Annotated in this window: 17 protein-coding genes; 10 read left to right on the top strand and 7 right to left on the bottom strand. The window is 67.2% G+C overall.

Annotation, left to right across the window (positions count from 1 at the left end):
* Positions 1 to 12 precede the first annotated feature (12 nt).
* Positions 13 to 939 (bottom strand): hypothetical protein, encoded by a 927-nt coding sequence (locus H4O10_RS03320; RefSeq protein ID WP_005408676.1) that lies wholly within the window; start codon positions 937 to 939, stop codon positions 13 to 15.
* Between the two features lie 221 nt (positions 940 to 1,160).
* On the opposite strand from H4O10_RS03320, the gene H4O10_RS03315 reads away from it, so the two are divergent.
* The gene (locus tag H4O10_RS03315; RefSeq protein WP_049404787.1) at positions 1,161 to 2,141 is read left to right on the top strand and encodes a cation diffusion facilitator family transporter; all 981 of its coding nucleotides are present in this window, start codon (positions 1,161 to 1,163) and stop codon (positions 2,139 to 2,141) included.
* A 38-nt stretch (positions 2,142 to 2,179) separates the two neighbouring features.
* Here the strand turns inward: H4O10_RS03315 and nfi are convergent, their stop codons facing one another.
* The gene (gene nfi, locus H4O10_RS03310) at positions 2,180 to 2,854 is read right to left on the bottom strand and encodes a deoxyribonuclease V (protein WP_033834512.1); all 675 of its coding nucleotides are present in this window, start codon (positions 2,852 to 2,854) and stop codon (positions 2,180 to 2,182) included.
* Between the two features lie 94 nt (positions 2,855 to 2,948).
* Here nfi and gpmA point away from each other — a divergent pair, with 94 nt between their 5' ends.
* Together gpmA and H4O10_RS03300 are read left to right on the top strand one after the other, a co-directional pair.
* On the top strand, positions 2,949 to 3,698 hold the full coding sequence (gpmA, locus tag H4O10_RS03305; RefSeq protein ID WP_033834513.1) for a 2,3-diphosphoglycerate-dependent phosphoglycerate mutase: 750 nt from the start codon (positions 2,949 to 2,951) through the stop codon (positions 3,696 to 3,698).
* Between the two features lie 161 nt (positions 3,699 to 3,859).
* Positions 3,860 to 5,953, top strand: coding sequence for a M13 family metallopeptidase (locus tag H4O10_RS03300; protein ID WP_033834514.1), 2,094 nt, complete (start codon positions 3,860 to 3,862; stop codon positions 5,951 to 5,953).
* Positions 5,954 to 6,152: 199 nt separating this feature from the next.
* Here H4O10_RS03300 and H4O10_RS03295 read toward each other — a convergent pair whose 3' ends face one another.
* The 4 genes from H4O10_RS03295 to rlmJ form a co-directional block, all read right to left on the bottom strand.
* Positions 6,153 to 6,770 carry an HD domain-containing phosphohydrolase gene (locus H4O10_RS03295; protein WP_033835529.1) on the bottom strand — a complete coding sequence of 206 codons (618 nt, stop codon included), beginning with the start codon at positions 6,768 to 6,770 and terminating at the stop codon, positions 6,153 to 6,155.
* Positions 6,771 to 6,814: 44 nt separating this feature from the next.
* The gene (mfd, locus tag H4O10_RS03290) at positions 6,815 to 10,279 is read right to left on the bottom strand and encodes a transcription-repair coupling factor (RefSeq protein ID WP_049453700.1); all 3,465 of its coding nucleotides are present in this window, start codon (positions 10,277 to 10,279) and stop codon (positions 6,815 to 6,817) included.
* 149 nt (positions 10,280 to 10,428) lie between these two features.
* A complete protein-coding gene (locus H4O10_RS03285; RefSeq protein WP_004150340.1) occupies positions 10,429 to 10,974 on the bottom strand; it encodes a GNAT family N-acetyltransferase in 546 nt (181 codons plus the stop codon).
* Positions 10,975 to 11,069: 95 nt separating this feature from the next.
* Positions 11,070 to 11,927, bottom strand: coding sequence for a 23S rRNA (adenine(2030)-N(6))-methyltransferase RlmJ (gene rlmJ, locus H4O10_RS03280; protein WP_005408683.1), 858 nt, complete (start codon positions 11,925 to 11,927; stop codon positions 11,070 to 11,072).
* Positions 11,928 to 11,962: 35 nt separating this feature from the next.
* Here rlmJ and creB point away from each other — a divergent pair, with 35 nt between their 5' ends.
* The 7 genes from creB to H4O10_RS03245 all read left to right on the top strand — a co-directional run bounded on the left by creB (position 11,963) and on the right by H4O10_RS03245 (position 19,804).
* Positions 11,963 to 12,688, top strand: coding sequence for a two-component system response regulator CreB (creB, locus tag H4O10_RS03275; RefSeq protein ID WP_080047689.1), 726 nt, complete (start codon positions 11,963 to 11,965; stop codon positions 12,686 to 12,688).
* A gap of 3 nt (positions 12,689 to 12,691) precedes the next feature.
* Positions 12,692 to 14,152 (top strand): two-component system sensor histidine kinase CreC, encoded by a 1,461-nt coding sequence (gene creC / locus H4O10_RS03270; protein ID WP_049433040.1) that lies wholly within the window; start codon positions 12,692 to 12,694, stop codon positions 14,150 to 14,152.
* An 81-nt stretch (positions 14,153 to 14,233) separates the two neighbouring features.
* Entirely contained in the window at positions 14,234 to 15,553 is a 1,320-nt protein-coding gene (gene creD / locus H4O10_RS03265) for a cell envelope integrity protein CreD (protein WP_049397509.1), read from the top strand.
* Between the two features lie 10 nt (positions 15,554 to 15,563).
* Positions 15,564 to 15,974, top strand: a complete 411-nt coding sequence (locus H4O10_RS03260) for a hypothetical protein (protein ID WP_049452253.1) — start codon at positions 15,564 to 15,566, stop codon at positions 15,972 to 15,974.
* 169 nt (positions 15,975 to 16,143) lie between these two features.
* Positions 16,144 to 17,721: a M20/M25/M40 family metallo-hydrolase gene (locus H4O10_RS03255; protein WP_033835533.1), complete on the top strand. Its 1,578-nt coding sequence runs from the start codon at positions 16,144 to 16,146 to the stop codon at positions 17,719 to 17,721.
* Between the two features lie 153 nt (positions 17,722 to 17,874).
* Positions 17,875 to 19,278 carry a glutamate--tRNA ligase gene (gene gltX / locus H4O10_RS03250; protein ID WP_049403562.1) on the top strand — a complete coding sequence of 468 codons (1,404 nt, stop codon included), beginning with the start codon at positions 17,875 to 17,877 and terminating at the stop codon, positions 19,276 to 19,278.
* A 34-nt stretch (positions 19,279 to 19,312) separates the two neighbouring features.
* Positions 19,313 to 19,804 (top strand): Fur family transcriptional regulator, encoded by a 492-nt coding sequence (locus H4O10_RS03245; protein WP_049403563.1) that lies wholly within the window; start codon positions 19,313 to 19,315, stop codon positions 19,802 to 19,804.
* Positions 19,805 to 19,864: 60 nt separating this feature from the next.
* On the opposite strand, the gene H4O10_RS03240 is transcribed toward H4O10_RS03245, so the two are convergent.
* A complete protein-coding gene (locus H4O10_RS03240; RefSeq protein WP_049403564.1) occupies positions 19,865 to 21,019 on the bottom strand; it encodes an HlyD family secretion protein in 1,155 nt (384 codons plus the stop codon).
* Between the last annotated feature and the right edge of the window lie 9 nt (positions 21,020 to 21,028).

The following is a 21,028-nucleotide window of genomic DNA, read 5'->3' as shown; positions in this document are numbered from 1 at the left end:
GCAGCCTGAAGGCTACTTCACCTGCCGGCAATCGCGCAGGTGGACGCCACCGGTGTCCATCTTGTCGACCACGCCTTCCAGTTTCACCCAGTCGTTCTCGCGCAGGGTGGCGCCCAGCGCCATCTGATCCGGCGCAAGCGCACAGTGCACGGTGAAGTTGGCATTGTTGTCGTCGTTCGACTGGCGTCCGCCGATGCCACCGATGCCCTTCATCTTGGTGACCAGATAGCCCACCTCGAAGGTCTTGGCAAAGCGGTTGGGCTGGGCGGTGTACACCTGGCCATCGATGATGAAACGACGGCCGAAATACTTGACGAGCAACGGCTGGTACATCGCATCGGTATCCGGCGGGGTGCTGGTGCCGGAGAACAGCGCCCTGAGCGGTGCGGTGTTGATTTCCCGCTGCAGCCGCTTGGCGTCCTTGCCCATTTCGGTGGACATGCCGACCGCAGTGGCCTGGATCGGCTTGTCGAAACCGCTGGAGACACGCACGGCTTCCGCGATCGCCTCGCCTTCGGGGCCGGTCTTGAGCTTGTCCAGCCAGCCACACAGCGCGCTGCGTGCGTCCTCTTCCTTGGCGGTCTGCCCGCGTGACAGCTTGGTACCGACCACCACGTTGCCGCCATTGGAGGCGGTGATGATGCTGACCAGCGGCATCTTGGTGTCGGTCTGCAGCACGTACATCTGGCCTTCGGTCTCGGTGATGACATCTCCGCTGACGAAGTTGTTGCCCTCATCAAGCGCTGCCTTGCGCAGCTGGCCCAGGGCGCTGCGGGGCTTCAGGCCGGGGAGGGTGACTTCGGAGGTGAAGAACTGGCCATTGCGGGGATCGCCTACCGCCTGGAAGTTCTGCTGGCAGGTCTTGGCCGAGGCGCTTGCGGCCGTGCCCAGCGCGCAGGCCACGGCGACGGCGACCCAGGGGGTCTTGGTAGTCCACATGTTCCGGATTCCTTGTGCTTGGGTGTCCATTGCGGGCCGCAACGCCGAAGCGATCCGGCTGCCCGTTCCCCATCCAGAGGGGATGCGGTCATCATAGTGTGGCCCGGCACGGGCGCAAGCTGCGGCGAGCCGCGACGTGCAGTCTGCAATGTTATAAACACCGTGATAGTTTCCCCACGGCCGCCGGCGTAGCCTGCCTCCATCGCAAAGGAGCTGTTGCCATGGGCCACGACCACGATCACCTGCCATCCGAGATCCGCCACGAGAAACCCTTGTGGTGGGCGCTCGGCCTGACCTCCACCTTCCTCGTCGTCGAAGTGGTGGGCGCGTTCTGGACCAACAGCCTGGCGCTGTTGTCCGACGCGGCACACATGGCCACCGACGCGCTGGCCCTGATGATCGCGCTGGTCGCGGTGCGGCTGAGCCGGCGCCCGCCGGATGCGCGTCGCACCTACGGCTATGCGCGCCTGGAAGCGCTGGGCGCAATGATCAACGGCGCGATGCTGTTCGTGGTTGCCGGCTACATCCTGTGGGAAGCCGTCGGGCGCTTCAGCAAGCCGCAGGAGATCGCCTCCACCGGCATGCTGGTGATCGCCTCGGCCGGGCTGGTCATCAACCTGATCTCGATGCGCCTGCTGCAGGCCGGCAGCGGCGAGAGTCTCAACGTGAAGGGCGCCTACCTGGAAGTGTGGGCGGACATGCTCGGCTCGGTGGCGGTGATTGCGGGTGCGGTGCTGATCCAGTTCACCGGCTGGAAGCCGATCGATCCGATCCTGGCGGTGCTGATCGGCCTGTGGGTGTTGCCGCGCACCTGGGTGCTGATGCGCGAGGCGATCAACGTGCTGCTGGAAGGCGTGCCCAAGGGCATGGACGTGGCCAAGGTGCGCGACAGCCTGTCCAGCCACGCCGCGGTAATGGACGTGCATGACCTGCACGTGTGGGCGCTGGCCTCCAGCACGCCGGCGCTGACCGCGCATGTCGTGATGCGCGACGGCACCGAAGCCGATGCGCTGCGCCGTGAGCTGAGCGGGCGCCTGCACGATGACTTCGGCATCGAGCACGTGACGCTGCAGCTTGAAGCGGACCACTGCGGTGAGGCCTGTGGTGAACCGGCGCCGGTGAAGGGCGGCGAGCACGAGGGCCATGAAGGTCATGACCACGGCGAGGACGCGCAGGGCCATCGCGGTCACGTGCATCGCTGATCGAAGATGACGCGCGTGCCGGGAGATGCCCGGCGCAGCTATTCGTCCCGACGTGAAGCCAGCCGATCCGCCAGCCGGGTCGGCTCCGGCAGCCGGTAACCGCGCAGGGTGCGCTGCACCCAGTCCAGCGCGGTATCGGCACTGACCCGATGGCCGCCGGCCACGAACAGCGGCTTGCTGCGCACCTTGCTGCGCAGCACCCAGCCGAGCTGCTCGTCACCGTCCATCAATGGCGTATGCGCGCCTGCTTCGGCGCCCGGTTCGACGAAGCGGCCGACCAGTTTCGACTTGGCCACACCGATGCTCGGCAGGTCGGTGACCACGCCCAAGTGCGCGGCCACGCCCAGCCGGCGCGGATGGCTGATGCCGTGGCCATCGACGAACACCAGATCCGGCGCCCGCGGCAGCAGTGCCAGCGCGGCCAACAACGCTGGCAGCTCGCGGAAGCTGAGCAGGCCGGGAACGTACGGCATCACCGTGGGAATGCGCGCTATTTCCTGCGCCACGGGCTGCAATGTCTTCGCATCCAGTAGGACCGCTGCGGCGCGGGTGGTGGCACCGTTGTCCTCAAAGCCCACATCCAGCCCGGCCAGCCAGCGCACGTCGTTGGGCAGGCGGTCCTGGCGCTCCACGCGGCCGGCCAGCTGGAGCTGCTGCGCGCGGGCCGCGGCGACGCTGCCTTCCCAGCGTCCGGGGTCGATCACCGTATTCATTGGCCACAGCATCGCATGGGTGGCGCCACGGCCCGGTGAGTGGCGGCCGGGGCTACAATGGCGGCCTGCCTTTCCTCGCGTTGGAGACCCTGCAGTGACCCGTAAACTCGTACTGTTGCGCCATGGCCAGAGCCAGTGGAACCTGGACAACCGCTTCACCGGCTGGGTCGATGTCGACCTGACCGAGCAGGGACGCCGGGAAGCGGCCGCCGCCGGTCGCCTGATGCGCGAGGAAGGCCTGCAGTTCGACGTCGCCCACACCTCGGTGCTCAAGCGTGCCATCCACACCCTGCAGGGTGCGCTGGCCGAGCTTCAGCAGGACTGGCTGCCGGTGAACAAGTCCTGGCGCCTCAACGAGCGGCACTATGGCGGCCTGCAGGGGCTGGACAAGGCCGAGACCGCGGCCAAGCACGGCGAAGAGCAGGTCAAGGTCTGGCGTCGTTCGTACGACATCCCGCCACCGCCGATGGAACTGGAAGATCCGGGCCACCCGATCCATGACCGCCGTTACGCCGGTCTGGACCGCAACGCGCTGCCGGGCACCGAATCGCTGGCCACCACCCTGGACCGCGTGCTGCCGTACTGGCACGACGCGATCGCGCCGCAGCTGAAGGACGGCAAGACCGTGCTGGTCACCGCCCACGGCAACTCGCTGCGTGCGTTGTACAAGTACCTCAACAACGTCTCGCGCGAGGAAATCCTCGAGCTGAACATCCCGACCGGCATCCCGCTGCTGTTCGAACTGAACGATGACCTGACCGTGCAGTCGTTCCGCTACCTGGGCGACCCGGAAGCGGCACGCAAGGCTGCTGAGGCCGTGGCCAACCAGGGCAAGGCGAAATAAGTAGATACCCACCGTTGGTGGGTATTCTTCTGCTGGGTGTGTGCGGACCAACGGTCCGCACACACCCGCTTGCGACCACGGGCGTTCCCCCTGTGACCTTTGGCCGGTCCCTGTGGAGGGCCTCCCCGGCTACCCTGTGAAATTACCCGCAGGAGAGCCTCATGAACGTCCGCAACCTGGTCCCGCTGGGCCTGACCATCGCCATCGCTGCCTCGCTGGCGGCCTGTGGCAAGAACGAAACCGCACCGGCGGCCGGTGCCGACGCCAAGCAGGCCTTCGACCTGTCGCAGATCAAGACGCCGCTGATCTCACTCAACAGCGCCGACCTCGATCCGGCCATCTCGGCCTGTACCGACCTCAATGGCTTCGTCAACAGCAAGTGGCTGAAGGCCAACCCGGTGCCGGGTGACCAGACCACCTGGGGCAGCTTCGAGATCCTGCGCGAGCGCTCGCTGGAAGTGCAGCACGCGCTGGTGCAGCAGGCCGCCGCCAGCCAGGCCAAGGCCGGCTCGGTGGAAGCCAAGATCGGTGACATCTGGAAGACCGGCAATGACGAAGCCAAGATCGAAGCCGCCGGCCTCGCGCCGCTGCAGCCGCAGCTGGACAAGATCACCGCGCTGAACGATACCGCCGCCATCACCCAGTACCTGCGCGACAGCCAGGCCGAGGGCAAGGGCGTGCTGTTCTCGCTGTTTGCCAATGCTGATTACAAGGATTCGGCCAACGTCATCGCCTACGTCGGCCAGGGCGGCCTGGGCCTGCCTGAGAAGGGCTACTACTTCGACGATGCGCAGGCCAAGATCCGCGATGCCTACGTGGCGTACATCGCGCAGGTGCTGACCCTGTCCGGCGTGGAAGCCGCGCAGGCGGCCGAGCAGGCCAAGGCAGTGATGGCCTTTGAAACCCGCCTGGCCAAGGCCTCGATGTCGCGCATCGAAATGCGTGACCCGGCCAAGCGCTACAACCCGCTCAGCGCCGCAGACGCCGACAAGCTGACCCCGAACTTCAGCTGGACCGCGCTGTTCGACACCCTGAAAGTGCCGGCCGCGCAGAAGTTCTCGCTGGCCCAGCCGGGCTTCTTCGGTGAAATGGACAAGATGCTGGCCGATGTGCCGGCCAGCACCTGGCAGGCCTACCTGCGCTTCCACACCATCGACGACGCCTCGCCGTACCTGAGCAGCCAGTTCGAGAAGGCCAACTTCGATTTCTACGGCACCACCCTGCGCGGCCAGAAGGAAATGCAGCCGCGCTGGAAGCGCGTGCTGGAGTCCGTCAACGGTGGCATGGGTGAAGCGCTGGGCCAGCTGTACGTCGACGCCGTGTTCCCGGCCGAGTCGAAGGTGGCCATGCAGCACCTGGTGGAGAACCTGTCGCAGGCATTGAAGGCGCGTCTGGAGCAGCTGCCGTGGATGGGCGAGGAAACGAAGAAGAAGGCACTGGAAAAGTGGGCCAGCTTCACCCCGAAGATCGGCTACCCGGACAAGTGGCGTGACTGGGCGGGCCTGCAGACCAACGGCGACAGCTACCTCGGCAACATGCAGGCGGCGCGTGCGTTCAACTACCGCTACATGCTGGACAAGATCGGCAAGCCGGTGGACAAGACCGAGTGGGGCATGACCCCGCAGACGGTCAACGCCTACTACAACGCCACCAAGAACGAGATCGTGTTCCCGGCGGCGATCCTGCAGGCGCCGTTCTTCGACGCCAAGGCCGATCCGGCGCTGAACTACGGCGGAATCGGTGCGGTCATCGGCCACGAAATGATGCACGGCTACGACGACTCGGGCAGCCAGTTCGCCGCCAACGGCAATTTCGACAACTGGTGGACCGACGCCGACCGCAAGGCCTTCACCGAGCGTACCGACCAGCTGGTTGCACAGTTCGATGGCTACGAGTCGGTGCCGGGCGTGTTCGTGAAGGGCAAGCTGACCCTGGGCGAGAACATCGGCGATCTGGGTGGCCTGACCGTGGCCTACGACGCACTGCAGATGGCGCTGAAGGAAGACCCGAAGGCGAATGTGGAAGTGGATGGCCACAGCCAGGACCAGCGCTTCTTCATGAACTGGGCCACCGTGTGGCGCCGCAACTTCACCGACGGTGAGCTGCGCGTACGCCTGAACACCGACCCGCATGCGCCGGCCAACTTCCGAGCCAACGGTGCACCGTCGAACATGCCGTCCTTCGCTGCGGCGTTCCAGTGCAAGGCCGGCGACGCGATGGTGCGTGCCGACGACAAGCGCGTGGTGATCTGGTAACCGATCACCCGTGATGCGTGATGCGAAAGGCCCGGCGAACGCCGGGCCTTTTGTCTTCCAGGCCGGCAGCACAGCGCCGACTGGTAGAGTCGACTGTTAGTCGACTGCTCTTCGTACAGATGGCGAAAATCCCGCGCTGCGCGCGATAGTCGACTAACAGTCGACTCTACCGGCGGGTCGTTTCACGTGCGGGAAGATCTCAGGCCAGCTCAGGTTCCTGCGCCAGCAGGCGATGGAAGCGTTGCAGAACGTAAGGATCGATCAGGCCACCGGATTGCTCGTCGATGATGCGCAGAGCCGTCTCGTGCTCCATCGCGGCACGGTAGGGACGCACGCTGGTCATCGCGTCATAGGCATCCGCAACGGTGACGATGCGTGAGCCCAACGGAATGCTCTCGCCGCGCAGCCCATCGGGATAGCCACTGCCATCGAACGCCTCGTGATGGGCGCGGATCAGCCGCGCAACCGGTGCCGCATCGCTGCGGCCGGTGGCCAGGAAGATATGCTCACCGCGCACCGGATGCTCGCGCATGATCGCGCGCTCCTCGTCGGTATGCCGGCGCGGGGCCAGCAGCACCTCATCGGGAATGCCGATCTTGCCGATGTCATGGAAGCGCGCTGCCAGGCCGATCTGCGCACTGGCATCGTCATCCAGATCGCAGTGCGTGGCCAGGCGCTGCGCGAGCAGGCCAACGCGGTCGCAATGGTGGCGGGTGTAAGCGTCGCGCATCTGCAGCGACATCGAGAGGGCATCGATCAGGCAGGCCTGTGCATGCAGCAGGTCGGGGGCGGGTACGGCGTCAGGAAACATGGTCATCCGCCCGCACCGGGTGGGGACCGGTGCGGGGTATTCGGGGGCGATCAACCCGGGGCGAGGGTGGTCAGAAGGGCGCGGGCCGCGTTGAAGCGGTCCTCCGGCAACGGCAGCGGATGCTTGATGCGAAGCTTGTCGGGCCCTTCCATGGCATAGAGGTTTGGCTGTTTCTGGATCAGCTGGATCACCGCCATCGGATCGATGTTCGGCTTGGACTCGAACACGATGCGGCCACCGTTTTCGCCCAGGTCCAGCTTGCGGATGCCCAGCGTATTGGCCTTCAGCTTCAGCTCGGCGATGGCGAACAGGTGCTTGGCCGCATCCGGCAGCAGGCCGAAGCGATCGATCATCTCCACCTGCAGTTCGCGCAGCGCATCGCTGTCGCGCGCGCTGGAAATACGCTTGTACAGGGTCAGGCGGGTATGCACGTCCGGCAGGTAGTCTTCCGGGATCAGTGCCGGCACATGCAGCTCGACCTCGGCACCACGCACTTCCTCGCCGGCATCCAGGTCGGGCAGCTTGCCCTGCTTGATGCTGCGTACCGCGCGCTCCAGCAGCTCGGTGTACAGGCTGAAGCCGACCTCGGCCATCTGCCCGCTCTGGTCCTCGCCGAGCAGTTCGCCGGCACCGCGGATCTCCAGATCGTGCGTGGCCAGGGTGAAGCCGGCGCCCAACTCGTCCATCGAGGCGATCGCTTCCAGGCGCTTCTCAGCGTCGGGGGTGATCGCGCGGCGGTCGGGGGTGATCAGGTAGGCGTAGGCACGGTGGTGCGAACGGCCCACGCGGCCACGCAGCTGGTGCAGCTGGGCCAGGCCGAAGCGGTCGGCGCGGTTGATGATGATGGTGTTGGCGTTGGGGATGTCGATGCCCGATTCGATGATCGTGGTCGACAGCAGCACGTTGAAGCGCTGCTTCTGGAAGTCCAGCATCACCTTTTCCAGCTCGCGCTCGGGCATCTGCCCGTGGGCGATGCCGATGCGCGCTTCCGGCACCAGCTCGGACAGCTCGCGCTGCATGCGGCCGATGCTTTCCACGTCGTTGTGCAGGAAGTACAGCTGGCCGCCACGTGCCAGCTCGCGCTGGAAGGCTTCGCGCAGCAGCGCGTTGTCCCACTGGGTGATGAAGGTCTGCACCGCCAGCCGGTTCGGCGGCGGCGTGGCGATGATCGACAGGTCGCGCAGGCCGGCCATGGCCATGTTCAAGGTGCGCGGGATCGGCGTGGCGGTCAGGGTCAGCAGGTGCACGTTGGCGCGCAGCGCCTTCAGGGCTTCCTTCTGACGCACGCCGAAACGCTGCTCTTCGTCGACGATGACCATGCCCAGGTCCTTGAACTTCACGTCGGGCTGCAGCAGGCGATGGGTGCCGACGATGACGTCGATGGTGCCGGCAGCGACCTTTTCCAGCTCGGCCTTGATCTCCTTGGTGCTCTTGAAGCGCGACAGCACCTCGACCTTCAGCGGGTAATCGGCGAAGCGGTCGCGGAAGTTGCGGTAATGCTGTTCGGCCAGCAGCGTAGTCGGCACCAGCACGGCCACCTGCTTGCCGGCACTGGCGGCGGCGAATGCCGCACGCACCGCCACCTCGGTCTTGCCGAAGCCGACGTCGCCGCAGACCACACGGTCCATCGGCTGGCTGCTGGCGAGGTCGCGCAGGGTGGCGTCGATGGCGGCCAGCTGATCGGGGGTTTCCTCGAACGGGAATCCGGCTGCGAACGGCTCGTACATCGCACGGTCCACCTGCAGTGCCAGGCCGGCACGCGCCTGGCGACGGGCCTGGATCTCCAGCAGTTCGGCAGCGACGTCGCGCACCTTTTCGGCGGCCTTGCGCTTGGCCTTGCTCCACTGCTCGCCACCGAGCGAATGCAGCGGCGCGGTTTCCGCTGAAGCGCCGGAGTAGCGGCTGATGAGGTGCAGCTGGGCGACCGGCACATACAGGCGGTCGCCCTTGGCGTATTCGATTTCAAGGAACTCGCCGGGCATGCCGCCGACGTCCATCGCGATCAGGCCACGGTAGCGGCCGACACCATGGTCCTCGTGCACGATCGGTGCACCCTCGGTCAGTTCGCCGAGGTCGCGGATGATCGCTTCCGGCTCGCGGCCGGCACGGCGCGTGCGGCGGGTGCTGCCGGCGCGCTCGGGGAACAGCTGGCGCTCGGTCAGCACCGCGATGCGCGGATCGTCCAGTGCGAAGCCATCTTCCAGCGGTGCCACCGCGATCGCGAAGCGCGCATCGTCGGCGAGGAAGCTGGGCAGGTCGGCCACCACCGGCGGCTTCAGCTCGGCGGCCTGCAGCACTTCCAGCAGGGCCTCGCGACGTCCGGGCGAATCGGCGGCGATCAGTACCCGGCCCGGATAGTGGCCGAGGAAGGATTTCAGCGCGTCGCCAGCGGGGGCCTCGCGCGCGGCCACCGGCAGCGGCGGCAGCGGCTGGTCACCCAGCGCATGGGCATCGGCGATGCGCGCGTGGTCAGCCGACCACACCTCGATGCGCGGGGCATCGTTCAGGCGCTCGCGCAGCAGCTCCGGCGACAGGTACAACGCCGAAGGCGGCAGCAGCGGGCGCTCCACATCATGGCGGCGCTGCTCATAGCGGTCCGCGGTCTGCGCCCAGAACGCGACGGACGCTTCATACGCACCGGCACAGACCACCGGCAGGCTGCCGTCGGGCAGGTAGTCGAACAGGGTCGCGGTGCGTTCGAAGAACAGCGGCAGGTAGTACTCGACGCCGGCCGGGGCCAGCCCGGACTTCAGATCCTGGTACAGCGAACTGCGCCGGGTGTCCACGTCGAAGCGCTCGCGCAGCGTGGCCAGCACGCGGGCGATGCTGGCCTCGTCCATCGGCACTTCGCGGCCGGGCAGCATGTGCACGGCGTCGACCTTGTCCAGCGAGCGCTGGGTTTCCGGGTCGAAGGCGCGGATCGAGTCGATGTCCTCGTCCAGCAGCTCGATCCGCAGGGGCTCGTCGGCCCCCATCGGGAACACGTCGAGCAGGCCACCGCGCACGGCGAAGTCACCCGGGTCCATCACCTGCGGCACGTTGCGGTAGCCGGCGCTTTCCAGGCGCCGCCTCTCGGCGTCCAGGTCCAAGCGCTGGCCGACCTTCAGGTCGAAGCTGCCACCGATCACGTAGCTGCGCGGGGCCAGCTGCTGCAGCAGGGTCTGCACCGGCACGATCACCAGGCCGCGCTTCAGCGCCGGCAGGCGGTGCAGGGCGGACAAGCGCTGCGAGATGATGTCCGGATGCGGGCTGAAGCGGTCGTAGGGCAGGGTTTCCCAGTCCGGGAAGGCGACCACCGGCAGGGCCGGGTCACCGCCAAGCAGGGTCTGCAGGTCGGCTTCGAGCTGGTTGGCACCGTGGTTGTCACGGGCGATCACCAGCAGCGGGGCGTCATGCGCACGCGCGGCCTGGGCCAGGTACCAGGCCAGGGCGGTCGGCGAGGCGGGGGCGCGCCACCAGGCGCGGAGCTGGCCGGTGCGCGGCAGCGGCGGGGCGGGGTATGAGGTACGCGACATGGACCCCGGATTTTAGCAGAAGCCCGATCGAAGCCCGGTGGGTCGTGCCGGCCGTTTGCCGGCAGCCTCACGAGCCGTTGGGGGAACACAATGCCGGCCAGCGGCCGGCACTACCGGGAGGCATGGCCGGGCAGGGCCCGGCGCATCCGTCAGTTGTCCAGCTCCAGCACCATCCGCACCAGGCCTTCGGCACCGGTCGGGTGCGGCACCGGCTTGAAGCCCAGCGAGGCGGCCAGCTGCTTCATCGGCTCGTTCTCGGCGGCAACGTCGCCGTACAGGCGGTCGAGGTACTTGCCGCGGCCCCACTTCACCAGCTTGCGCATCAGCTGCCGGCCCAGGCCCTGGCCAATGAGGAAGCGGCTGATCAGGATCGCGTACTCGGCTTCACGGGTACCGGGAATGATCGAGGCCCGGGCGACCGCGCCGACCACCGCTTCGCCAGCGGGCAGGGATTCGGCTGCGACCAGGGTGATCTCGGTCTTGGGATTGGGGTGGGTCAGGCGCTGGGTGGTTTCCGGTGACAGCTCGGTCACCGCCTGCAGGAAACGATCACGGATTTCTTCCGGCCCGAACAGGCTGAACGCCGCTTGCAGCGGTGCGCCATCTTCCGGGCGGATGGGGCGGATCAGCAGCTCGTGGCCGCTGGGAGCCTTGAAGATCTCATGCCAGGGCGGCATGCGGTTGCGAGTGGCCATACCGGGTGATTCCTTGGTGGTCCATCGATTGTGGCATCACCGGGGCTGCATTCCGTGAACGAAAGGCTCACGGCGGTACAGCCTCGTGAAGGCCGTTATTCGGGGGCTTTGAGCCAATCCAGGCGGGTGCTGGCCCCCGGTTCGCCCAGGTGCTGGCGCAGCGCCGGCAGGGCCGGGCCGACCACCCGGTCGAACTGCCACGGCGGGTTGAGCAGCAGCATGCCGCTGCCGTTGAGGCGCAGCGGCGAGTCGTCCGGGCGCACCAGGAACTCGATCGTCATCGCCGACTTGACCGGCAGGGCAGTGGCCTTGCGCAGGAAATGCAGGATGGTGCGGCGCTGCTTGATCGGGAACCAGACCGCACAGGTGGCCTGCGGCCAGCGTGCCAGGGTCTCGGCCAGGGCAGCCAGGATGTTCTGGTATTCGGCGTCCTGCGCCTCGTACGGCGGATCGATCAGCACCAGGCCACGACCGATCTTGCTGCCGTTGAACTTCGGCGGCAGCAGCGAGCGCAGCAGGGCATAGCCATCGCCAGCGCGCACATCGACGCGGCTGTCATGGGCAAACAGGGCCTTCAGCGTGGCCGTTTCGGCTTCCTGCAGCTCGCAGACCGCCATGCGGTCCTGGGCACGCATCGCCTGTGCGCTCAGCAGCGGCGAGCCCGGGTAGTTGGTCAGCGCTCCCACCGGGTTGTCGGCCTGGACCGCCTTCAGGTAGCGCTCGACCACCTCCGGCAGCTTGGGCTGGGCCATCAGCCGCATGATCCCGGATTCGGCCTCCAGGGTCTTGCGGCTCTCTTCGCTGGCCAGCAGGTAGCGGCCGGCACCGCCGTGGGTGTCGAGCACGAAGAACGGGCTGTCCTTGCGCTTGAAGCTGTCGATCAGGGCCAGCTGCACGATGTGCTTGAGCACATCGGCGTGGTTGCCGGCATGGAAGGCGTGGCGATAGTTCATGGCCGGCAGTGTACGGGGCGGCGGCCGCAGCGGCTATGCTGCGCGCCATGACAGCTCCCGTTGCCCATGTCCTGGTAGTCGAGGACGAAGCCGCCATCGCCGAAACCGTGCTCTATGCGCTGCGCAGCGAGGGCTATGCCGCCAGCCACTGCCTGTTGGGCGGGGAGGCGCTGCAGCGGCTGCAGGCCGGGGATATCGACGTGGTGGTGCTGGACGTGGGCCTGCCCGACCTGGGCGGCTTCGAGGTCTGCCGACGGCTGCGCGCGCAGCCCGGGCCGGTGGCGCAGCTGCCGGTGATCTTCCTGACCGCCCGCAACGATGAAGTGGACCGCGTGCTCGGCCTGGAGCTGGGCGCCGACGACTACATGACCAAGCCGTTCTCGCCGCGCGAGCTGGTGGCGCGGGTGCGTGCACGCCTGCGCCGTGCGGCGCCGGTCATCGCAGCGCCCAGCGCCGATGCAGGCTGGCAGGAACATGGCGCGTTCGCCATCGACCGCGAAGGCCGGCGCATCCGCTTCCGTGGCCAGGCACTGGATCTGACCCGCTACGAGTACGCGCTGCTGGAGGCGCTGCTGCAGCGACCCGGTGCCATCCTCAGCCGTGCCCAGCTGATGGACCGTGGCTGGGACAGCAGCGCCGACAGTGCCGACCGCACCGTCGATACCCATGTAAAGACGCTGCGTGCCAAGCTGCGCGCGGCCGGTGCCAGCGACGACCCGATCCGCACCCACCGTGGCCTTGGCTACGCGCTGGAGGTCTAGCCGATGCGCCTGGTGCTGAAGCTGTTCCTGGGCTTCTTCCTGATCACCGGCATCGCGGCCTTCTTCGTGATGCGCGTGTTCGTCAACGAAGTGAAGCCGGGTGTGCGCCAGGCGATGGAATCGACCCTGGTCGATGCGGCCAACGTGCTGGCCGAGATGGCCGCCGCCGACGTCAAGGACGGCACCATCCGCAGCGGCAGCTTCACCCGCAACCTGGCCAAGGCACGGCAGCGCGACCTGAAGGCAATGGTCTGGCGTTTCCCGAAGCGCTCGCTGGATTACCGGGTGACCATCACCGATGCCAAGGGCATCGTCATCTACGACTCGCTGGGCCGTGACCTTGGCCGCGACAATTCGCGCTGGAATGATGTCTACCGCACCCTGCGTGGCGAGTACGGTGCCCGTTCCAGCCCCGAGATTCCGGGCGAGGAAGGCGATACGGTGATGCATGTGGCGGCGCCGGTATACGACCCGGCCGATGGCCGCACCCTGATCGGCGTGCTCAGCCTGGCACAGCCCAACCGCAGCATTGATCCGTTCATCGCTGCCAGCCAGCGCGCCATCATCGAGCGCGGTGCCTGGCTCATCGGATTGTCGGCGCTGGTCGGCGTGCTGGTGACGATGTGGCTGACCACTGGTCTCGGCCAGCTCAGCCGCTATGCACGCGCGGTCAGCGCGGGCGAACCGGTGCCACCACCACGGCGCCGTCGCGACGAGATCGGCGATCTCGGCCAGGCGCTGGAAACGATGCGCCGCAAGCTCGAAGGCAAGGCCTACGTCGAGCAGTACGTGCAGTCGCTGACGCACGAGATGAAGAGCCCGCTGGCGGCGATCCGCGGTGCCGCCGAACTGCTGCAGGAGCCGTTGCCCGAAGCGGACCGCGTGCATTTCGCGCGCAGCATTGTCGATCAGCAGGAGCGGCTGACCGAGACCATCGACAAGCTGCTGGCGCTGGCCGAAGTGGAACAGCACGGCTGGCTGCAGACCCGCGACCCGATTGCATTGCCGGCATTGCTGGCCGATGCGGCCGCGGCCGCGCAGGTGCGTGCACAGGCGGCCGGTGTGCGGGTCCACATCGGCAACGTGCCCGACCTGCGGGTGCAGGGCGACGGCTACCTGCTGCGGCAGGCGCTGCACAACCTGATCGACAACGCGATTGCCTTCTCGCCGTCCGGCGCGGAGATCGCGCTGCAGGCCGAGGTGGACGGGCAGGGCGTGCGCCTGCAGGTGGCCGATCGCGGTGCCGGCATCCCGGACTATGCGCGCGAACGGGTGTTCGAGCGCTTCTATTCGCTGGCGCGGCCCGGCAGCGGGCGGCGCAGTTCCGGCCTGGGCCTGCCATTCGTGCAGGAAGTCGCGCGCCTGCACGATGGACGCGCCAGTGTCGACGTCCGCGAGGGCGGCGGCACCGTGGCCAGCCTGTGGCTGCCATCGGGTGCGCCGGGCCAGCGCCCGCGCCGCTGACTTCACACTCGCTTCAAATTCGCCACAAACCCTGCTCACCCCAGCGGTCCATCCTGCAGCCCTCTCCAACGAGGATGGACCATGAAATCCCTGAAGATGCTGCTGAGGTTCGCCATTGTCGGCGGGCTGATCCTGCTGCTGCTGGTGCCGCTGACCATGATCCGCGGGGTCATCAACGAACGCAGCGCGTACCGCGACGAGGCGTTCTCGCGGGTGGCCGACAGCCGCGCCGGTGCACAGCAGCTGGTGGGCCCGGTGCGGGTGGTGCCATGGGTGGAACGCAAGCAGGTTGAACTGGTCGACCCGCTGGGCGTCAAGAAGACCGAGATACAGGTCACCGAGGGGCACTGGCTGCAGATGCCGGCGTCGCTGGAGGTGGGCGGCGAGATGCTACCGAGCCAGCGCGAAGTCGGCCTGTTCAAGGTACCGGTGTACAGCTGGAACGGCCAGATGAAGGCGACCTTCGCCGCAGACGACTATCCGGTGAAGGCCGGCCGCAGTTACGGCCAGCCGTATGTCGCGGTTGGTGTATCCGATGTGCGGGGCCTGGTGGGTACGCCGAACCTGCGCGTGGATGGCAAGCAGCTGCGGTTGCTGCCGGGCGTTGGCGCGGCCAGCGAGGTGGGGCGAGGCCTGCACGCACCGGTGGCCGGTTTCGCTGCGGATCAGGGCGGCACGCTGGCTGCCAGCACGGTTGAACTGGAGCTGCGCCTGGATGGCAGCCGCATGCTGTCGGTGGTGCCGGTGGGCGATGACACCCACATCGCGCTACGTTCGAGCTGGCCGCATCCGTCGTTCAGCGGTGCGTTCCTGCCCAATGAGCGACGCGTCGATGCGCAGGGCTTCGATGCACGCTGGGCGGTGTCCTCGCTGGCCTCCGATGCCCAGCGCCAGCTGCGCAATGATGGTGCGGTCGAATCGCAGGCGGTGACGGTGTCGCTGGTCGATCCGGTCGATACCTACACCCAGGCCGACCGTGCCTCGAAATACGGCGTGCTGTTCGTGCTGCTCACCTTCGTCGGCTTCATCCTGTTCGAGCTGATCAAGTCGCTGCGCATCCACCCGTTGCAGTACCTGATGGTGGGCCTGGCGCTGGCGATCTTCTTCCTGCTGCTGATCAGCCTGTCCGAGCACATCGCGTTCTGGAAGGCCTACCTGGTATCGGCCGTGGCCTGTATCGGCCTGCAGGCGGTGTACCTGGCCAATGTGCTGGGCCACTGGAAGCGCGGTCTCGGCTTCGCTGCGCTGCTGACCGTGCTGTACGGCGCGCTGTATGGCCTGCTGGTGTCGGAGAACAACGCGCTGCTGATGGGTTCGCTGCTGCTGTTCGTGATCCTGGCGCTGGCGATGTGGGTGACCCGCCGGGTCGACTGGTACGCGCTCGGCGCGGAACTGAAGTAAGGAGCAGGCCATGGGCTGGCGCCAGGGATTGCGGCAACGGGCACGGCAGGGCATTCCGGCCCTGCTGGAAGTGGATGCACTGCTGCAGGCACATGGCGTGCTGGCGGCCCTGCCGGGGGCGCGGATCGCCCCCGGCCTGGTCCGCTTCCAGCTGGCGGCGGTGACCTGCGAAGGATTGCAGGGGCAGGGACTGCGCTGGCTGCAGGGCGCGCGGCAGGGACGCGGCGCGGTGGCTGGCCGGGTGCCGCGCTATCGGCCATGGAAGGCCGGGGCGGAGGCGCTGGCCGAGATCGGTATCGGTCGCCTTCCGGATGACTGGCCGGCACACGCGGCGGTGTACGGCTGCAGCAGCATCGACCGGCGGCACTGGTTGCTGCTGCTGCCGGAACGGGCACAGTTGTGGTTGGGATGGAGCGGGTGATTGGGCTGTTCATCCACACATGGCGTGGATCTACTGTTGTGGGTGCGAACCTTGGTTCGCACGCTCCCGCCCATGACCGATGGGACGGTATCCCCGCGCCCCCGCTGGCTAGACTCGACGAGTTGATGATCGAGCCGAAGGGCAGGGGTGCGATGTGTTGAAGTGGGGCATGCTGGCCGCAGCGCTGGCGATGGGTGGTAACGCAGGAGCGCAGCAGCGCGAGACGGTGGACCTGGACATGGTCAGCCGCATCCGCCAGGAGGCCTTCCACCGTTCGCAGGTGATGGACACCTTCAGCTATCTCACCGAGCGCATCGGCCCGCGCCTGACCAACTCGCCGGCGATGGGCCGCGCCAACGCCTGGACCCGCGGCAAGTTCAGCGAATGGAAGCTGGACAACGTCCACGACGAGGCCTTCGACGACTTCGGGCGCGGCTGGGAGTTCACTTCGGCGAGCGTGGAGATGCTGGGCGACCGCGTGCAGCCGCTGCATGCACTGCCCAAGGCCTGGACGCCGGGCACCAAGGGGCCGGTTGAGGGCGAGCTGGTCCAGGTCGAGATCAAGAAGCCCGAAGACATCGAGAAGTACCGCGGCAAGCTGCGCGGCAAGATCCTGCTGCTGGGCGAGGCGCGCGAGTACAAGCGCGGCACCGAGGCGGATTCGCATCGCCACGACGCCACCTCGCTGGAAGGCCTGCAGGAGTTCACCCTGCCCAAGGACAAGGACGCCACCGCCGAGCGTGCCAAGCGGGTCAAGGAGTACCAGGAACGCCAGCAGCTGGCGACCAAGGTCAATGCGTTCTTCGTGGAAGAGGGCGCGCTGGCCTCGATCAGCATCAGCAGCTGGGACAACGGCATCATCCGCGTTGCCGGTGGCGGTTCGCGCAAGGCCGGCGAGTCGGTGGGCATCCCCGAGCTGGCGATGATCAGCGAGCACTTCAATCCGCTGGTGCGCGCGCTGGAGGCCAAGCAGACGGTGCGCCTGCGCGTGGATGTTGCAGCACGCTTCACCGATGAGGCCGACCAGCCCGGTTACAACACGCTGGCCGAGATCCGTGGCAGCAGCAAGCCCGATGAAGTGGTGATGATCGGCGCGCACCTGGATTCCTGGCACAGCGGTACCGGTGCGGCCGACAACGCGGCTGGCGTGGCGGTGATGATGGAGGCGATGCGCATCCTCAAGGCGACAGGCGCCAAGCCCAGGCGCACCATCCGCGTGGCGCTGTGGAGCGGCGAGGAACAGGGCCTGATCGGCTCGCAGGCCTATGTGGCCAAGCACTTCGGTCGTTTCCCGGAACCCACCGACCCGGCGCAGAAGGCGCTGCCGGCCTCGCTGCGCGAGCCCACCGGCGCGCTGCAGAAGACCCGTGATTACGGCAAGTTCCAGGTCTACTTCAACATGGACAACGGCTCGGGCCGCTTCCGCGGCATCTATGCGCAGGAAAACCTGGCGGCGATGCCGATCTTCGAAGCCTGGCTGGCGCCGTTCCATGACGTGGGTGCCACCACCGTGGCCACCCGCAACACCGGCAGCACCGACCACATCAGCTTCGACCGCATCGGCCTGCCGGGCTTCCAGTTCATCCAGGACCGGCTGGACTACTTCACCAATGTCCACCACAGCCACCTGGACACCTGGGACCACGCCGAACCGGAGGACCTGAAGCAGGCCGCAGCCATCGTCGCCTCGTTCGCCTACAACGCCGCGATGCGCGAGCAGCCGTTCCCGCGCAAGGTGGAACCGTAAAAGGGGACGGAGGGGATTAAGTCGTTTCTCCCCTCCGTTTCCCGGTTGCAGCGCCCCAGGCTGGGCAATCGCGACCTAATCCCCTCCGTCCGCTTTTTCCGTCAGGGGCGGAGGGCTGGTAAAATCGGGGGATTCCCGTTCCTCGAGCCGTCCATGACCTGCCGCACCCGCTTCGCCCCCAGTCCCACCGGCTACCTGCACATCGGTGGTGCCCGCACTGCGCTGTACTGCTGGCTGGAGGCCCGCCACCGTGGCGGCGAGTTCGTGCTGCGCATCGAGGACACCGACCGTGAACGCAGCACCCAAGGCGCGATCGACGCGATCCTGGAGGCGATGGAGTGGCTGGGTCTGGACTATGACGAAGGCCCGATCTACCAGACCGACCGCGTCGCCCGTTACCTGGAAGTGGCCGAACAGCTGGTGGCCGACGGCAAGGCGTATTACGCATACGAGACCCGCGAAGAGCTGGACGCGATGCGCGAGGCCGCCATGGCCAGGCAGGAGAAGCCGCGCTACAACGGCGCTGCGCGCGAGCTGGGCCTGCCGCGCAGGGATGATCCGAACCGCGTCATCCGCTTCAAGAACCCGCTGGAAGGTACGGTGGTGTTCGACGACCTGATCAAGGGCCGTATCGAGATCGCCAACAGCGAGCTCGATGACATGGTCATCTTCCGCCCGGACGGCTACCCCACCTACAACTTCGCGGTGGTGGTGGACGACTGGGACATGGGCATCACCGAGGTCATCCGCGGCGACGACCACATCAACAACACCCCGCGCCAGATCAACCTGTATGAAGGCATCGGCGCGCCGGTGCCCAGGTTCGGCCACATGCCGATGATCCTGGACGAGCAGGGCGCCAAGCTGTCCAAGCGCACCGGTGCGGCTGACGTGATGCAGTACAAGGACGCCGGCTACCTGCCGGACGCGCTGCTGAGCTACCTGGCCCGCCTGGGCTGGTCGCATGGTGACCAGGAGCTGTTCAGCCGCCAGGAACTGATCGACCTGTTCGACGTGAAGGACTGCAATTCCAAGGCCTCGCGCCTGGACATGGCCAAGCTGGGCTGGGTCAACCAGCACTTCCTGAAGACCGAGGACGTAGCCGCGATCGTGCCGCACCTGGTCTACCAGCTGCAGAAGCTGGGGCTGGACGTGGCCGCCGGCCCGGCTCCGGAGGATGTGGTGATCGCCCTGCGTGAACGCGTGCAGACCCTGAAGGAAATGGCCGAGAAGGCCGTGGTCTGGTACCAGCCGCTGACCGAGTACGACGAAGCAGCGGTGGCCAAGCACTTCAAGGCCGGTGCCGAGGTGGCGCTGGGCAAGGCCCGCGAGCTGCTGGCCGCGCTGCCGGAATGGACCGCCGAGTCGGTGGGGGTGGCCCTGCATGACGCGGCCGCAGCGCTGGAGATCGGCATGGGCAAGGTCGCCCAGCCGCTGCGCGTGGCCATCACCGGCACCCAGGTCAGCCCTGACATTTCCCATACCGTGTACCTGGCCGGCCGCGAGCAGGCCTTGAAACGCATTGATGTGGCCATCACCAAGGTAGCAACGGCCTGAGGCATCCTTGCCAGGCCCGAACCGGAGAACACGCATGCCCGCCAAGACCGCCATTGCCTGTACCGCCCCGCACCACCACGTCCACGACGCATCGGATTTCGTGGCGGTGGTCGAGCGCGTCTCGCGCGAACGCGGGCTGCGCCTGACCCCGATCCGCGCCAATGTGCTGAAGCTGATCGCCGAGGCCGGCAAGCCGGTCAAGGCCTACGAGCTGCTGGAATGGGTGCGCAACGGCAAGGGCGTGGGCGCGGATGCCCCGCCCACCGTGTACCGCGCGCTGGACTTCCTGATGGCCAACGGGTTCGTGCACAAGCTGGAATCGGTCAATGCCTTCGTGGCCTGCCATCACCCCAGCAGTGCCGCGCATTCGGTGCCGTTCCTGATCTGCAACAGCTGCCACAGCGCAGTGGAGCTGGAGGACCGCGAGATCGTCACCCAGCTGGAGAAGCGCGCCAAGGAGCTGGGTTTCCAGCCGCAGGCGCAGACCCTGGAAGTGCATGGCCTCTGCGCGCGCTGCGCCGGCTAACGCAACGGTAGTGCCGGCCGCTGGCCGGCATTTTGGAAACGGTGCGACAGGGCCTGCGTCCTAGTCCATCGCCTTGGAACGGGTATCCACCCGCACGATCACCGACATGCCGGGCCGCAGCTGCTTTGCCAGCTTCTGATCCCTGTTGATCGATATCCGCACCGGCAGCCGCTGCACCACCTTGGTGAAATTGCCGCTGGCGTTGTCCGGGCGCAGCACGCTGAATTCCGACCCGGTGGCGGGCGCGATCTCCTGCACGCGGCCCCGCAGCACCTGGCCCTGGAACGCGTCCACCGAGAACGTGGCCGGCTGGCCGATCGCCATCCCCCAGGTCTGGCCTTCCTTGTAGTTGGCCACCACCCACAGCGTGTCAGGTACCAGGAACAGCAGCTGCGAACCGGCGGCGACGTACTGGCCCACGCGTACGCTGGCTTCGCTGATCTGGCCGTCGCGCGGCGCGTGGATCACCGTGTTGGCCAGATCGATGCGCGCCAGTTCCAGCTGCGCCTGCGCGCTCTCCACCTGGGCCTCCAGGCTCTTGCGCGCTACCTGGGTCGATACCAGGGTCTCCTCGGCGATGCGGATCTGCGCCTGCGACTGCTGGACGCTGGCCTGCGCCGAGGCCTGCGCGGTGCGGAACTTGTCGCGATCGTTGATCGACACCAGCTGCTGCGCGGCCAGTTCCTCGTAGCGCTTGGTCTCGTTGCGTGAGCGTTGCAGCTCCGCCTGCCCGGCCGACAACGTGGCGCGGGCGGAGGCAATCTGCGCACGGTTCTGCGCCTGGGACTGGTCCGAGTTGGCCAGGGCCGCGCGTGCGCTGTCCAGCGTCGCCTGCGCCTGGGCGACCCGCTGCGCATAGATGCGGTCATCGATGCGCAGCAGCGGCTCGCCTTCCTTCACGTGCTGGAAGTCCTTCACCAGCACTTCGGTCACGTAGCCGTTCACCTGCGGCGCCATCACCGTGATCTGGCCGCGCACGTAGGCGTTGTCGGTCACCATCACGCTGCTGGTGAACGGCCACAGGTGCCAGGCGCGCAGGATCAGCGCAATGCCCAGCAAGGCCACCACCACCATCACCACCACGCTGCGCGCGCTGGGCTTGAGGTACTTCGGCGCGACCGCGGGTTCTACCGGCGTAGGGGCAGGCGCCGCGTCGGTCGGCGGCGGTGGGGTCACGTTGTCGGCGTCGTCGGGTCGGGGCGGGACGGGAGGCATGGTCGAGAA

The sequence above is a fragment of the Stenotrophomonas sp. I18B00994 genome (assembly GCF_014145825.1).
GTDB classification, from domain to species: domain Bacteria; phylum Pseudomonadota; class Gammaproteobacteria; order Xanthomonadales; family Xanthomonadaceae; genus Stenotrophomonas; species Stenotrophomonas maltophilia.
The sequence above is the reverse complement of the archived record's forward strand: the minus strand, read 5'-3'. Positions and strand labels throughout refer to the sequence as shown.

Coding starts and splice junctions, on each gene's coding strand:
- creC (WP_049433040.1), top strand. CDS start 12,692: ATGCGCCTGGTGCTGAAGCTGTTCCTGGGCTTCTTCCTGATCACCGGC.
- H4O10_RS03255 (WP_033835533.1), top strand. CDS start 16,144: ATGCTGGCCGCAGCGCTGGCGATGGGTGGTAACGCAGGAGCGCAGCAG.
- rlmJ (WP_005408683.1), bottom strand. CDS start 11,927: ATGAACTATCGCCACGCCTTCCATGCCGGCAACCACGCCGATGTGCTC.
- gltX (WP_049403562.1), top strand. CDS start 17,875: ATGACCTGCCGCACCCGCTTCGCCCCCAGTCCCACCGGCTACCTGCAC.
- H4O10_RS03260 (WP_049452253.1), top strand. CDS start 15,564: ATGGGCTGGCGCCAGGGATTGCGGCAACGGGCACGGCAGGGCATTCCG.
- nfi (WP_033834512.1), bottom strand. CDS start 2,854: ATGAATACGGTGATCGACCCCGGACGCTGGGAAGGCAGCGTCGCCGCG.
- H4O10_RS03245 (WP_049403563.1), top strand. CDS start 19,313: ATGCCCGCCAAGACCGCCATTGCCTGTACCGCCCCGCACCACCACGTC.
- H4O10_RS03285 (WP_004150340.1), bottom strand. CDS start 10,974: ATGGCCACTCGCAACCGCATGCCGCCCTGGCATGAGATCTTCAAGGCT.
- H4O10_RS03295 (WP_033835529.1), bottom strand. CDS start 6,770: ATGACCATGTTTCCTGACGCCGTACCCGCCCCCGACCTGCTGCATGCA.
- H4O10_RS03240 (WP_049403564.1), bottom strand. CDS start 21,019: ATGCCTCCCGTCCCGCCCCGACCCGACGACGCCGACAACGTGACCCCA.
- creB (WP_080047689.1), top strand. CDS start 11,963: ATGCTGCGCGCCATGACAGCTCCCGTTGCCCATGTCCTGGTAGTCGAG.
- H4O10_RS03315 (WP_049404787.1), top strand. CDS start 1,161: ATGGGCCACGACCACGATCACCTGCCATCCGAGATCCGCCACGAGAAA.
- H4O10_RS03320 (WP_005408676.1), bottom strand. CDS start 939: ATGTGGACTACCAAGACCCCCTGGGTCGCCGTCGCCGTGGCCTGCGCG.
- mfd (WP_049453700.1), bottom strand. CDS start 10,279: ATGTCGCGTACCTCATACCCCGCCCCGCCGCTGCCGCGCACCGGCCAG.
- creD (WP_049397509.1), top strand. CDS start 14,234: ATGAAATCCCTGAAGATGCTGCTGAGGTTCGCCATTGTCGGCGGGCTG.
- H4O10_RS03300 (WP_033834514.1), top strand. CDS start 3,860: ATGAACGTCCGCAACCTGGTCCCGCTGGGCCTGACCATCGCCATCGCT.